The sequence below is a fragment of the Kribbella sp. NPDC003505 genome (assembly GCF_040610875.1).
GTDB lineage: Bacteria > Actinomycetota > Actinomycetes > Propionibacteriales > Kribbellaceae > Kribbella.
The window spans coordinates 20,607-34,092 of record NZ_JBEXNA010000016.1 but is presented as its reverse complement, the minus strand read 5'-3'; the positions used below and the strand labels follow the sequence as shown (position 1 = coordinate 34,092).

The window sequence follows — 13,486 nt, the reverse complement described above, 5'->3', positions numbered from 1 at the left end:
TAGGGCGGTGGACTGGGTACGGCGGCGGGCGGGATCCCTGCTCGGGGTGGGGTTGGTCGGCGGGCTGGTGTGGACGACCGTCGTCACGTTGTCGATGCCGAACTGGTACGACCCCGGCGAGGACTGCGCGCGCAAGGTCGGCGCCGTCGACGCGGTGCCGCGGACCAGCTGGTTCCCGCCCTCGGCGAGCTGCGTGTCCGGCGACGAGGTCCGTCAGTACATGTCGACGACTCGCTCGGTGGTGCTGTCCGTGGTCGGCGTCCTGCTGCTGGTCGTGATCGCGACCGGCCTGATCCTGACCGTACGGCGGCTCGGCGGCGACCCCGGCCCGACCAGGACCGGCGGCGACGACCTCAACCGCCGCCGCCGATCGCACCTGGTGTACGGGGCGCTGGATATGGCGGTCGCGTTCGCGTTCCTCACGCTCCTGAACGCGGCGGCGATCGTCTTCGGGGGTCTTCCGGGTGCCGTCTTGTTCCTCGTCGCCGCGCTCGTCGGATTGGGCGCGTTCGGTGCCGTGCTCGACCGGCACATGGGCCCGCTGCCGAGCACCGCGCTCGACTCCCGCCGCCGGGGAACGGTCGCCGGCCTCACGGCGTTCGGCGTGGTGTTCGCCGCGACCGCCGTCACCGGCCAGCTTCCGTTCTTCCGGTTCTGGGCGTTCCCGCTCGGCGCGATCGCGTACGCCGTCATCGTCGCTGTGCAGTGGTCACGCGTCAGCAAGGCCACCCAGGCTCGATGTTCTGATTGAGGTGGAAGACGTTCTCGGGGTCGTACTCGCACTTCACCCGCGCCAGCCGCCGGTAGTTGTCCTCGCCGAAGCCCGCGATCACGCGGCTCTGCCCCTCGTTGCCGATGAAGTTCAGGTACACGTAGCCGGTGGCCCACTCCTGCAGGTCCGCACACAGGTCACGGGCCCAGCGGATCCCGCGCGCGTCGTCGGCCGCGTCCTCCCAGAGGCCGAACGGGTGCACCACCCAGGCCGCCTTGCGGTGCGGCAGCGGCCACGTGGGGGCGGCCCGCAGGACCTGGCCGCCCCAGGGCGCAATCAGCTGCTGTGAGGGTGAAGGACTCGGCATGTCCGTGACCCGGTCGCAGAACGCGTCGACGGCGGCGTCCGGGAACGCGGACAGGTGCTCGGCCGACCAGTAGTTGCGGAACCCCGGCGGATCGTCGAGCGCCGACTGCACCGCGTCGTACGGCATCTCGGCGACCATGACGCCCTCCGGAGCCAACGCGAACATCGGCGCGAACACCTCACGGGCGTCGGCCTCGGCGCCGGCGTAGACCATCGCGACCCCGGCCAGGAGCTTGCCCTGCAGATGGGCCGGGACGAACTCCTCGGGCGGACCGGTCAGGTACACCGCCGCGCCGCCGAGCTCGTCCGGCGCGCCGCCTTCGATCAGGTCCCGGTACGCGCGCAGCACCTGCGGCGCGGCAGCGGCCGGCCACAGCAGCAACCCGAGTGTGGCCGTGGGCAACGACTGGAGCCGGAAGGTCAGCGACGTGGCGACGCCGAAGTTCCCGCCGCCGCCGTGCAGGGCCCAGAACAGCTCGGTGTTCCTGGTCTCGTCCGCGACCACCAACCGGCCGTCGGCGGTCACCAGCTCGACCGAGACCAGCGCGTCACAGGCCAGGCCCCACTTGCGCTCGAACCAACCGGATCCGCCGCCGAGAGTGAGCCCGGCGACGCCGGTCGTCGAGGCCCGGCCGCCGGTCGTCGCCAGCGCGTACGGCGTGCACGCCCGGTCGAAGTCACCCCAGGTCGCGCCGCCGCCGACCCGGGCGATCCGCGCCTCCGGGTCGACCTCGACGCTGTTCATCCGGCGCAGGTCGACGACCAGACCGCCGTCGGTGACCGCCGTCCCGGCCACGCCGTGACCGCCGCCGCGGACCGCGATCTCCAGCTCCCGGTCGACGCCGTACCGCAGCGCCGCCTGGACGTCGGCCGCCGACTCGCACTGCGCGATCATCGCCGGCCGCTTGTCGATCATCCCGTTGAAGACGGTCCGGGCCTCGTCGTACGCCGGGTCGCCGTCCTGCAGCACCACACCCCCGAACCCGTGGGGCCGAGCGTGCTCGATCGTGTCGGACATGGTGGGACTCCCCCTTGCTCACTCCCCCAGGTGATCCACCGATCGTGCAACGCGGCCCGGCCGGGGTCAACGCCCGGCCGCTTACCGCGGCATCACGTGATCGCGTGTCCACCAAGGGCTTTCGGGCGATCACGCCCCGAGACGGTCTGTGATCACCGGCCGTCCGTCGGTAGGGTCGAGGGGTGACTGATGCGGCGGTGATCGGCGGTGCGGGTCAGGTCCTGACCGAGGACGAGGTGACGGCGTTCGTCGGCGAGGCCCTGGCCGGCGCGGGCCTGGCCGGGCGGAGTGTCTGTGTGATCGTCCCGGACGCCACCCGGAGCTGCCCGCTGCCGCTGCTCCTGAAGGCGGTCACGCAAGCTCTGAAGGACAGCCAGGTCACGATCTTGGTTGCCCTGGGCACCCACGCGGAGATGACGCCGGACGAACTGCGCAAGCACCTCGGCGGTGACTATCCGAACGTGATCAACCACGAGTGGTGGAAGCCCGGGACGTTCGCCGACCTCGGCACGATCGGTCCGGACCGGGTCGGGGAGATCTCCGGCGAGATGCTGCGCGACGAGGTCCCGGTCAAGCTCAACCGCGCCGTCGTCGAGCACGACGTCGCGCTGGTCGTCGGACCGGTGTTCCCGCACGAGGTGGTCGGCTTCTCCGGCGGCAACAAGTACTTCTTCCCCGGCGTCGCCGGTCAGGAGGTCATCGACTTCTCGCACTGGCTCGGCGCCCTGATCACCAGCGCGAACATCATCGGTACGCCGGGTGTCACGCCGGTCCGGGCGCTGATCGACGAGGCCGCCGCGCTGATCCCGGCCAGGAAGCTCGCGCTGTCGGTGGTCGCCCAGTCCGGCACCGACGCGCTGCACGCGGTCGCGTTCGGTGACACGATCTCGTCCTGGCGCGCGGCGGCCGGGATCTCCGCCCAGACCCACGTCCGCTACCTCGACCACCCGGTGCGGCGCGTGGTCTCGGTGATGCCTCCGAAGTACGCCGACATCTGGACCGCGGCCAAGGGCTTCTACAAGGTGGAGCCGATCGTCGCGGACGGCGGCGAGGTGATCCTGTACGCGCCGCACGTCACCCAACTGGCCGCGATGCACCCCGAGATCGAGGAGATCGGCTACCACTGCCGCGACTACTTCGTCGGCCAGTGGGACAAGTTCCGCGATCTGCACTGGGGTGTCCTCGCGCACTCCACGCACCTGCGCGGCGCCGGCACCTGGGACCCGGTCAACGGCGAGCACCTCCGGGTCCGGGTCACGCTCGCCACCGGCATCCCCGAGGACGTCGTCCGTGGCGCCAACCTCGGCTACCTCGATCCGGCCGATGTCGACCTCGCCGCGTGGGAGGCCGACCCGGAAACGTTCGTCGTACCGAACGCCGGCGAGACGCTGTACCGGCTCAAGGCGTAGGCGGCGAACCTCTTCCACCGCGCGGTGACCGGCCGGTAACCTCGGGCGGTATGGCTGAGGTCGTGATCATCGGGTCCGGGTTCGCCGGGCTGTGCATGGGGATCAAGCTCAAGCGGGCCGGTTGCGAGGACTTCGTCATCCTGGAGAAGGCCGACGACCTCGGCGGCACCTGGCGGGACAACACGTACCCGGGCTGCGCGTGCGACATCCCGTCGTACCTCTACTCGTTCTCGTTCGAGCAGAACCCGCGCTGGACGCGGATGTTCGCGCCCTGGGACGAGATCCTCGCCTACCTGCGGCACTGCGCGGACAAGTACGGCATCGCGGACAAGATCCGGTACGGCGCCGAGGTGACCGAGGCGGCCTTCGACGAGGCGACCGGGCACTGGACCGTCACGGTCAACGGCGACGAGACGATCGAGACCCAGGCGCTGGTCGCCGGCGTCGGCAGCCTGCACCGGCCGAAGCTCCCTGACCTCCCCGGCCTCGACTCCTTCGCCGGTACGACGTTCCACTCGGCGCAGTGGGACCACTCGGTCGACCTGCACGGGCAGAACGTCGCCGTGATCGGGACCGGCGCGTCGGCGATCCAGTTCGTGCCGGAGATCGCCCCGCAGGTCGCCCACCTGGACGTGTACCAGCGGACGCCGCCGTGGATCACCGGGAAGCCGGACCGCGCGATCGGCGGCTGGGAGCGCAAGCTGCACGAGCGGTTCCCGCTCGGTCAGCGCACCATCCGCAACGCCATCTACTGGGGTCTCGAGGGCCGTGGCGCCGGCTTCGCCGGGAACCCGAAGCTGATGAAAGGCCTCGAACTGCAGGCGAAACGGCACCTGCACAAGCAGGTCACCGACCCGGAACTGCGGGCGAAGCTGACCCCGGACTACCAGATCGGCTGCAAGCGGATCCTGATCTCGAACGACTACTACCCGGCCCTGGCCCGGCCGAACGTCGACCTGATCACCGACCCGATCAGGCGCGTCACCCCGACCGGCGTGGTCACCGCCGACGGCACCGAGCGGGCTTGCGACACGATCGTGCTCGGCACCGGCTTCGACGTCTCGGCCAACTTGACCCGGATGCCGATCCTCGGCAAGGACGGCGTCGACCTCGCCGAGCACTGGAAGCGCGACGGTGTCGGCGCGCACCTCGGCATCACGGTCGCCGGGTACCCGAACCTGTTCCTGCTGGTCGGTCCGAACACGCTCCTCGGCCACTCGTCGATGGTGTTCATGATCGAGGCCCAGGCCCGCTACGTGATGCAGGCGCTGCACCTGCTCCGGCGGCGCAACGCGACGTACGTCGAGGTCCGCGAGGAGGTGCAGGACCGCTTCGTCGGCGAGGTCCAGGGCGAACTCGGCGACACCGTCTGGAACGCTGGCTGCACCAGCTGGTACCTGGACAGCTCCGGGCGGAACTCCACGATCTGGCCGGAGTGGACCTTCGCGTACTGGCGGCGTACCAGGAAGCTCGATCCGTCCGACTTCGCAGTAGTCCACTAGGGGACGACCCGGACTCCTCCAGTAGGAGCCCGGGCGCCCCGGCGTACGACCTTGGGATGAGCGAAAGACCGGCCGGGAGACCGATGTCTACCGGCCGGTCCTGAAGGACTCTTGAGACATGGAAATCCTTCAGATCGCCGGAGCGGCGGTGGTCGTGATCGGCATCGTGATCACGGCGCTGATCGCCATCATTCCGTCAGTCGTGGACCGCTGAGGTCAGTCGGCCGACAGATGGACCAGTAGGTCCTGCCGGGTCAGCACGCCCACCGGCTTTCCGTCGTCCAGAACCATCAGGGCGTCCCTACCCTCGAGCAGCTCGACCGCCTTGGCGACCGGTTCACCGGCGCCCAGCGACGGCAGGGCCGGGTCCATGTGCTGCTCGACGATGTCGGCCAGCCGCGCCTTGCCGGAGTACAGCGCGTCCATCAGCGTCCGCTCCGACACCGCGCCGGCCACCTCGGCCGCCATCACCGGCGGCTCCGCCCGGACGACGGGCATCTGCGACACGCCGTACTCCCGCAGGATCGCGACCGCTTCGGCGATCGTCTCGTGCGGGTGGGTGTGCACCAGCGGCGGCAGGCTGCCGTCCTTGCCGGCCAGCACGTCACCGAGGGTGGTTCCCAGCCGGGTGTGCGCGAGGAAGCCGTACTGCGCCAGCCAGTCGTCGTTGAACACCTTGGTCAGGTAACCGCGGCCACCGTCCGGCAGCAGGACCACGATCACGGCGTCCGGGTCGTCGAGCTCGTGCGCGAGCCGAATCGCGGCCGCGGCGGCCATTCCGGCCGAACCGCCGACCAGCATCGCCTCCTCGCGGGCCAGCCGCCGGGTGAGCGCGAACGAGTCGGCGTCGGAGACCTCGATGACGCGGTCGCAGATGTCGCGGTCGTACGTCTCGGGCCAGAAGTCCTCACCGACGCCCTCGACCAGGTACGGCCGGCCGGTACCGCCGGAGTACACCGAGCCCTCCGGGTCGGCGCCGATGATCTGCACCTTCCCGCCGGAGACCTCCTTCAGGTACTTCCCGGTGCCGCTGATCGTGCCGCCGGTGCCGACGCCCGCGACGAAGTGCGTGATCCTGCCCTCGGTCTGCTCCCAGATCTCCGGGCCGGTGGTCTCGTAGTGCGAGCGCGGGTTGTTCTGGTTCGCGTACTGGTTCGGCTTCCAGGCGCCCTCGATCTCGCGGACCAGCCGGTCGGAGACGTTGTAGTAGGAGTCCGGGTGCTCGGGAGCGACCGCGGTCGGGCAGACCACGACCTCCGCGCCGTACGCCTTCAGGACGTTGCGCTTGTCCTCGCTGACCTTGTCCGGGCAGACGAAGACGCACTTGTAGCCCTTCTGCTGGGCGACCATCGCCAGGCCGACACCGGTGTTGCCGGAGGTCGGCTCGACGATCGTGCCGCCGGGCTTGAGCTCGCCGGAGGCCTCCGCGGCCTCGATCATCCGGACCGCGATCCGGTCCTTCACCGAGCCGCCGGGGTTGAAGTACTCGACTTTGGCGAGCACCAGCGGCTTGGCACCGTCGGTGGTCTTGGACAGCCTCACCAGCGGGGTGTTGCCGACGAGGTCCAGGAGAGATTCTGCGTAGCGCACATCTTTACTGTAGTGATACGGAGCGCTTTGCCCTATTTTCACTTGCATCGACGTAACTGCGTGTAATCCTTGTACTTATGAGTAGAGCCAGGGCAGCCAAGAAGCTGGCCCAGGCCGCAGCTTTCGGGGGCGGGGGACTCGGACTCATCGGTGCCACGTTGTACGGCGTACTGACCGCTGAGGCCGAGTATGCGAAACGCGTGATCGGACCGATGCGCTACTACCCGACTCCGGGCAACGGTCTGTACGGCCGGTATCCAGGACATCCGATCACGTTCGCCATGCTCGGCGACTCGAGCGCCGCGGGGTACGGCACCGACTCGCCGGACGAGACCCCCGGGGTGCTGCTCGCCTCCGGGCTGGCCGAGCTGGCCGAACGGCCGGTCCGCCTGGTCGACGTCTCCAAGACCGGCGCGAAGTCGACCGATCTGGCCGCGCAGGTCGACGCCGCGCTGCAGGCCGGGCCGCACATCGCGGTGATCCTGATCGGCGCGAACGACGTGAAGGCCAAGATGCCGCCGTCGACATCGGTCCGGCTGCTTTCTCCCGCGGTCCGCCGGTTGCGCGCCGCGAACTGCGAGGTGGTGGTGGGGACCTGCCCGGACCTGGGAGTGGTCCGGCCGATCGTGCCGCCGCTGCGGTGGGTCGCCCGATCGATGAGCCACCGGCTGGCCGCCGCGCAGACGATCGCGGTGGTCGAGGCGGGCGGCCGGTCGGTGTCGCTCGGATCACTGCTCGGCGAGGTGTTCCGGACCAACCCGTCGATGTGGGGCCGGGACAACTTCCACCCCTCGGCCACCGGGTACGCCGCCGCGTCGGCGGCGCTGCTGCCGTCGATGGCGGCCGCGATGGGGGTCGGCACCGAGTCGTTCGTGCACCCGGAACCGTTCCGCGGCGAGGCGATCCTGCCGATCGCGGAAGCCGCCGTGCAGGCCGCGCGCCAGGCCGGCACCGAGGTCGCGGCGACCGAGGTCGGCGGGCGCTCCCGCGGTCCGCGGGGCCGGTGGGCCGCGCTCCGCCACCGCCGCCGTCATCCGAAGGCCGAGGTCGACCGCGTGGACGAGCCGGCCGGCGCAGTGCCGGTGGGTCAGTAGGTTCCGGACCTGTGCGTCCGCTGAGCGGGGACTTTCATGTCGGGAGTCTTGCCTCCGGACGGCCGGGTGGTGCACAGTCGATAACTACGCGGTACCCCGATGACGGGAGGCGAAGATGGGCTTGAACCACTCCGAGGAGACGCATCGGCGTTTGGTGGAGGCCGTGCCCAGATGCACCGGACGCGCAATGACCGAGTGGTTCCAGCTGATGAACGACGGACCGTCGTTCCTGCGCTTCGACGACAGAGTGAGATGGCTTGCCGGCGAGTACACGCTCGCGCACGGGCACGCTACCGCCATCGTCCACGAGTACGACCTCGTCAAGGCGCACCGGCGAATGGGCTGAGCCGCAAAGGAGAAGAATTCGAAGACCTGCCCTTTCAGGTGGAGGGGCGGGTCTTCGGCGCTCCGAGGACCACCTCGTTGCCCTCCGGATCGGCCACCAGGTAAGGCTTCTCGGACAGCACCCGCCCACCCGCCGCCGCGATCCTGTCCTCCGGGTCCGGTACGGCGAGCTCGAACCGGATCCGGTTGCGTTGCGGCCGAGGTTCCTGCAGCTGCTGGAAGAACAGCACCGGATTCAGCCGGCGCGGATCGTAGATGTCGGTGACGTCCGGCCGCGGGTCGGGCCGGTAGCCGAGCAACCGCATCCAGAACGCGCGGATCGCCGGTACGTCGAGCGCGTCGATGCCGAACTGCACGAACCGCAGCGGCGCGGGATCCGCCCGCAACCCGAAGTCCTCCGCCGCGGACTCGATCCGCCGTGCCAGCGCGACGAACGCCGGATCCGCTCCCCCGCTGCCGTCCTCCCACGCATCCTTCGCGCTGTCGAGGACCACGCCTTCCGGTCGTACGTCGATCAGCAGCGGCAGGCCCGCGGCATCGGCCAGCTCTGCCACGCTCGTCACGAACCGCGCCGGCGCCTGCGGGTAGAACGTCATCGCGCCGAACAGCGCGTACCAGTCGGTCGTCCCCGGCAGCGGATCCCCCGGCACCAGGTCGGCCTCGTTGCCCTCGTCGTCGGCGAGCATCACACCGAACGGGCCGGTCGGTTCGCGACCCGCCCGTGCTCGCGTCACCTCGGCCGCCGGTCGCACCACATCCACATGGATCCGGTTGCGCAACGGCCGCGCCTCGTCGAGCCGTCGTACCGCGAAGGACGGGTCCCGCCGGAGCGGGTCCTCGAGACAGCCGGCGCCTGCCCGCCGGTACCCGAGCACGGGCTCCCAGAACGAGCGCACAGCCATCGGATCGGCCGCATCCAGACCGAACCGCAGGGTCTGGACCGCCGCCGGATCCGCCGTCAGTCCCAGCTCGGCGGCCGTGGCATCGACCTCCCGCAGGGCGTCCGTGTGCACGCGGACGCCGGTCGCCCGCACGTCCACGTCGACGGTTGCCGGGAGGGCCGCGGCCAGCGCCGCGCCGGCGGCGTGCGAGCGAGCGTCGTACCAGACAGCAGTCATGCTGATCACGGTAGAGCCAAAACCGGACGGCGCGCGTCCGGAACCTCGCGCGCGCTCGCCGATCCGTGACCTCGCGGATGCACAATGACGGTCTGTGGAAGGGGCTGCGCGATGAGCTTCACCATGCTGGCGGTCGTCGTCGCGGTCGGCCTGCTGGGACCGGCGCTGGCGTTGCGCCGCGGCTGGCACGTTCCGGTCGTGCTCGGCGAGCTGACCGCCGGCGTCCTGCTGGGCAGGACCGGCATCGGCTATCTGACCGCGTCCGACGCCCGGTTCGCGTTCCTCGCCGATATCGGGTTCGGCCTGGTGATGTTCGTGGCCGGCACTCACGTCCCGGTCCGTGACGAGAGCCTGCGGCGGGCGATCGGCCCCGGACTGCTCCGCGCGGTCCTCACCGGCGCTCTCGCGACCGCTCTCGCCTTCGTGCTCGACGCGGTGTTCGGCACCGGCCACGTGGCGCTGTACGCCGTCCTGATGGCGTCGTCGTCCGCCGCGCTGATCTTGCCGATCATCGACTCGCTCGGGCTCGGTGGCCGGCCGGTGATCGAACTACTGCCCCAGGTCGCGATCGCCGACGCCACCTGCATCGTGGCGCTGCCACTCGCCATCGATCCGCCGCACGCGGGCCGGGCGGCGCTCGGTGCGCTCGCGGTCATCGCGGCCGGGGTGGTGGTGTTCTTCCTGCTGGACAGGGCGGAGCGGTCCGGTGTCCGGCATCGGGTCCACACCGTCTCCGAGGACCGGCGGTTCGCGGTCGAGCTGCGGGTCAGCCTGGTGGTGCTGTTCGCGCTGGCCGGTCTGGCCACCGCGGCGCACGTGTCGATCATGCTGGCCGGCTTCGTCCTCGGCCTCGCGGTGGCGGCGGTCGGGGAGCCGCGGCGGCTGGCCCGGCAGCTGTTCGCGCTGACCGAAGGGTTTCTCGGTCCGGTGTTCTTCGTGTGGCTCGGGGCGTCACTGGACCTGCGGGAGCTCGGCACGAGACCCGAGTTCATCGCCGTCGGCGCGGGGCTCGGCGTCGGAGCCGTGATCAGTCACCTGTCCGGGATGCTCACCCGGCAACCGCTGAGCATGGGTGCGCTGGCGTCGGCCCAGCTCGGTGTCCCGGTGGCCGCGGCCACGGTCGGTACGTCGTTGCACGTGCTGCAGCCGGGTGAATCGTCCGCGCTGATCCTCGGCGCGCTGGTGACGATCGCGGTCAGCGCGGTCGCCGGCGGTATCGCCGTCCGGCAGGGCCTGGTCGCGAGGAAGGCGGCGATAGGGCCGTTGGACCGGCGGCCGTCGGAACCTGGCTCCACCGGCTGACCCACGGTTCGGGTCAGAACGCCGGAAGGACCGGCCCACCTGGACCGGCCCTTCCGTTGTTCAGCACCTGCTGTCAGTCGCCACCGCGGAGGATGGCGAGGATCCGCAGGATGTTCCAGTACAGCCAGACCAGCGTGACCGTCAGGCCGAACGCGGCCCGCCAGGCCTCGCTCTGCGGGGCGCCGTGGCGGACACCCTGCTCGACCATGTCGAAGTCGAGGATCAGGTTGAACACCGCCAGGCCGGCGCCGAGCGCGGCGAACAGCAGACCCATCGGGCCCATGCCGCTGATCCCGGTGCTGACCCCGAACAGGCTGAGCACGAAGTTGACCAGCAGCACGCCGGCGAAGCCCGCCGTACCGATGATGACCATCTTGGTGAACTTCGGCGTCACCTTGATCGCGAAGTACTTGTACGTCGCCAGCGTCAGACCGGCCGTCACCATCGTGGCCAGCACGGCCTGCACGATGATGCTGGAATCACCGACCCAGCCGGCGATGAACTTGCTGCCGATCCCGAGGAACACGCCCTCGGCCACGGCGTACGCCATCAGCAGCGCCGGGTTCACCGTGCGGGCGAACGACAGCACCATGGCGAGCGCGAACCCGACCAGCGCGCCGGCCAGGAACACCGGCGTCACCACCGAGTCCGGAATCGCATACCAGGCGAACGCGGCAGCCGCCACGACCACGCCCAGGGTGATCGCGGTCTTCACGATCACGTCGTCCAGCGTCATGGGGCGGCTCGCGGCCGGAGCCCCCTGGTACTGCTGCGGCGGCATACCCGATCCGCCGTAACCGTAGGGGCCCGGCTGACCGTACGGAGCGGCCCCCGGATAGGCCTGGCCCTGGCCAGGCGCGAACGCACTCGACCGGTTCAGCACCGGGTTACTGCTCTGCATCTCTTCCTCCTGATGACCCACATCCGGGGCCGTATCGAGATACTACGGTCCCACCCTTAACAACATCTGAGAATCCCCCTGCTGTTCCCCCACCAAAAACCGCGGAAAATACCGCGAAGTTGCGGAATTCAATCGGTTACCGATGTACCCAGCCGGCGCAGCCGTTCCCGCGGGCGTCGGCACCGCCCCGCCGAGCAGCCAGCGAACCGACGGCCGCCACCCGGAATCGACCCACCACCTGAGCGCCGACATCACCTCGTCCCGGCCGAGCAGCTCGACCAGCCGCGGGTCGCACCGCCGGGTCATCCACCGCGACCAGACCGCGGAGACCACCAACCGGACCCCGGCCCAGACCAGATATGCGCCGGTGCAGCCGATCAAGAACCCCACGAAGTACGAGTCGGTCCATCGGACCGCCCTGCCGACAGCGACGAAACCGAGCACAATCGCGAGGGCTGTCATCGCCCACTGCAGCCGGCGCCGCTGCCGCCAGGCCCCGAGCCGCGCCTGCGTGAACTCCTGGGCGATGAGGAAATCCTGCACGTGCACAGGCATGCTCTGCTCGACACCGCGGTAGACGTGCAGCGTCTCACCGAAGGCGCCGTTCGGGTCCAGCATGATGCCGCGGGCGCAGTACTTCTTGTCGGCCGTCCAGTCGATGGAGGGAATCGAATAGCCGATTCTCGTGGCCAACTCACCGACGCGGAAGGCGAAATCCTGATCGTTCACACGCGGATCATCGCCCGGCGGCCGGGGGCGTTACACGAGGTGCTCCCGCAGGACGGTCAGAGGTGGGGACGGATGGGTTCCTGCGTCGTGAGCGCGGCGCCTACCTGGTCCGCGAGGGCTACTGCCACCAGGCGTTGCTCCAGGTCGGGGCGGGCGATCCGGGAGGCGGCCGTCAAGAGGAAGCGGCCGCGTGACTCGCCGGCGTACTGGACGGCGAGTTCGATCTCGGAGTTGGTCGGCAGACCGTCGCGTTCGACCCTGAGGACGTGCGAGCCACGCGTCACGGAGCCGTCCGCGTTCAGCTGCGGCGCCCGCGTCTGCTGGCCGCCGGCAACGAACTTCGCACCGTCGATCCCCAGGACGGCGACAAGTTCGGCGCGCACCTGGTCGATCAGGTCGTCGGCCGAGGCGCCGGCCGCGACCGCCTGCGAGGTGGTGATCACGCCGTCCAGGTAACCATGGTTCCGGGACGCCTTCGCCTGTTGCCTGCGGCCCCAGATCGCGATCTCGGTCACGAGACCGCCGATCACCAGCAACAAGACGGTCTGCTCGACGTCGTCCCGGCTGTTGATCGTGAAGGTGTCGTACGGCACGGTCAGGAAGAAGTCGAACCACACCGCGCTCGACACCGCCGCGAGCGCCCCCGGCAGCCGGAGACCGAACGCGGCGACCGCGACCACGACGACCACCAGGAGCAAAGCGGCGTTCGCATTGTCGAAACTGCCCCGGAACGGCGCGAGCAGCGCACAGACCCCTGGCGGAACGAGAACTGATCCGGCCAGCACCCAGTTGCGGTATCTCTCCACGCCTCCATTGATGCTCACACCCCCACACCAGATCAACAGTTCTCACAGAGGTCTGACAACCGTACGGTGTCTGCATGCCCGAGATCGCCCGCGTCCGGCCTGCCGAGGACGCCGATGAGCGCGGCACTTTGACCGGTCTGCTGGACTTCCTCCGGTCCACGGTCGAACTGAAGTTCGCAGGTCTCACCGACGAGCAGGCGCACGCCCGCCCGGTGCACCCGTCCGCCCTCACTCCCGGCGGGATCGTCAAACACCTCACCGGTGTCGAGCGGTTCTGGTTCGCGATCGACTTCGCCGGCCTGGACGTCGACTGGCCGTGGACAGAGCAGGACCCGCACGGCTGCTTCCCGCTCGACGCCGGCGACACCGTCGACCGCCTGCTGGCGTCGTACCGAGCCGAATGTGCGCGCTCCCGGGAGATCACCGCGGCGGCGTCCCTCGACGACCGGGCGCGATCGGAAGGTATGACGTTCACGCTCCGCTACGCGCTGGCGCACCTGATCGAGGAAACCGCCCGCCATGTCGGCCACCTCGACCTGTTGCGCGAGTCGACGGACGGAGCGGTGGGCGAATAACCGGACCGCCGGCACTCAC

At 69.9% G+C, this 13,486-nt stretch carries 13 protein-coding genes; 7 read left to right on the top strand and 6 right to left on the bottom strand.

Going from position 1 to position 13,486, the window contains the following annotated elements; translation table 11 throughout:
* Positions 1-7: 7 nt before the first annotated feature.
* Positions 8-751, top strand: a complete 744-nt coding sequence (locus tag ABZX12_RS38385; RefSeq protein ID WP_355700382.1) for a hypothetical protein — start codon at positions 8-10, stop codon at positions 749-751.
* Here the strand turns inward: ABZX12_RS38385 and ABZX12_RS38380 are convergent.
* The gene (locus ABZX12_RS38380; protein WP_355700381.1) at positions 717-2,096 is read right to left on the bottom strand and encodes an FAD-binding oxidoreductase; all 1,380 of its coding nucleotides are present in this window, start codon (positions 2,094-2,096) and stop codon (positions 717-719) included. The two genes, ABZX12_RS38385 and ABZX12_RS38380, sit on opposite strands and share 35 nt — an antisense overlap.
* A gap of 182 nt (positions 2,097-2,278) precedes the next feature.
* Here ABZX12_RS38380 and ABZX12_RS38375 point away from each other — a divergent pair, with 182 nt between their 5' ends.
* Together ABZX12_RS38375 and ABZX12_RS38370 are read left to right on the top strand one after the other, a co-directional pair.
* Positions 2,279-3,505 (top strand): lactate racemase domain-containing protein, encoded by a 1,227-nt coding sequence (locus tag ABZX12_RS38375; RefSeq protein ID WP_355700380.1) that lies wholly within the window; start codon positions 2,279-2,281, stop codon positions 3,503-3,505.
* Between the two features lie 50 nt (positions 3,506-3,555).
* The gene (locus tag ABZX12_RS38370; RefSeq protein WP_355700379.1) at positions 3,556-5,007 is read left to right on the top strand and encodes an NAD(P)/FAD-dependent oxidoreductase; all 1,452 of its coding nucleotides are present in this window, start codon (positions 3,556-3,558) and stop codon (positions 5,005-5,007) included.
* A 216-nt stretch (positions 5,008-5,223) separates the two neighbouring features.
* Here ABZX12_RS38370 and ABZX12_RS38365 read toward each other — a convergent pair whose 3' ends face one another.
* Positions 5,224-6,597 carry a cystathionine beta-synthase gene (locus ABZX12_RS38365; RefSeq protein WP_355700378.1) on the bottom strand — a complete coding sequence of 458 codons (1,374 nt, stop codon included), beginning with the start codon at positions 6,595-6,597 and terminating at the stop codon, positions 5,224-5,226.
* A gap of 77 nt (positions 6,598-6,674) precedes the next feature.
* Between ABZX12_RS38365 and ABZX12_RS38360 the strand changes: the two genes are divergently transcribed.
* Positions 6,675-7,691 carry an SGNH/GDSL hydrolase family protein gene (locus ABZX12_RS38360; RefSeq protein WP_355700377.1) on the top strand — a complete coding sequence of 339 codons (1,017 nt, stop codon included), beginning with the start codon at positions 6,675-6,677 and terminating at the stop codon, positions 7,689-7,691.
* A 115-nt stretch (positions 7,692-7,806) separates the two neighbouring features.
* A complete protein-coding gene (locus tag ABZX12_RS38355) occupies positions 7,807-8,037 on the top strand; it encodes a DUF4287 domain-containing protein (RefSeq protein ID WP_355477090.1) in 231 nt (76 codons plus the stop codon).
* A gap of 34 nt (positions 8,038-8,071) precedes the next feature.
* On the opposite strand, the gene ABZX12_RS38350 is transcribed toward ABZX12_RS38355, so the two are convergent.
* Positions 8,072-9,154 carry a VOC family protein gene (locus ABZX12_RS38350; RefSeq protein ID WP_355700376.1) on the bottom strand — a complete coding sequence of 361 codons (1,083 nt, stop codon included), beginning with the start codon at positions 9,152-9,154 and terminating at the stop codon, positions 8,072-8,074.
* Between the two features lie 111 nt (positions 9,155-9,265).
* On the opposite strand from ABZX12_RS38350, the gene ABZX12_RS38345 reads away from it, so the two are divergent.
* Complete coding sequence (locus tag ABZX12_RS38345) at positions 9,266-10,456, top strand: cation:proton antiporter (RefSeq protein ID WP_355700375.1); 1,191 nt, start codon at positions 9,266-9,268, stop codon at positions 10,454-10,456.
* A 73-nt stretch (positions 10,457-10,529) separates the two neighbouring features.
* Here ABZX12_RS38345 and ABZX12_RS38340 read toward each other — a convergent pair whose 3' ends face one another.
* Genes ABZX12_RS38340 through ABZX12_RS38330 form a run of 3 tightly spaced genes read right to left on the bottom strand, consistent with a single transcriptional unit; the run spans position 10,530 to position 12,910 of the window.
* Positions 10,530-11,357: a Bax inhibitor-1/YccA family protein gene (locus ABZX12_RS38340; protein ID WP_355700374.1), complete on the bottom strand. Its 828-nt coding sequence runs from the start codon at positions 11,355-11,357 to the stop codon at positions 10,530-10,532.
* A gap of 42 nt (positions 11,358-11,399) precedes the next feature.
* Complete coding sequence (locus ABZX12_RS38335; protein ID WP_355700373.1) at positions 11,400-12,086, bottom strand: hypothetical protein; 687 nt, start codon at positions 12,084-12,086, stop codon at positions 11,400-11,402.
* Positions 12,087-12,142: 56 nt separating this feature from the next.
* Positions 12,143-12,910, bottom strand: a complete 768-nt coding sequence (locus tag ABZX12_RS38330) for a DUF4118 domain-containing protein (protein ID WP_355700372.1) — start codon at positions 12,908-12,910, stop codon at positions 12,143-12,145.
* A 56-nt stretch (positions 12,911-12,966) separates the two neighbouring features.
* Here ABZX12_RS38330 and ABZX12_RS38325 point away from each other — a divergent pair, with 56 nt between their 5' ends.
* Positions 12,967-13,467, top strand: a complete 501-nt coding sequence (locus ABZX12_RS38325) for a DinB family protein (RefSeq protein ID WP_355700371.1) — start codon at positions 12,967-12,969, stop codon at positions 13,465-13,467.
* Positions 13,468-13,486: the final 19 nt, after the last annotated feature.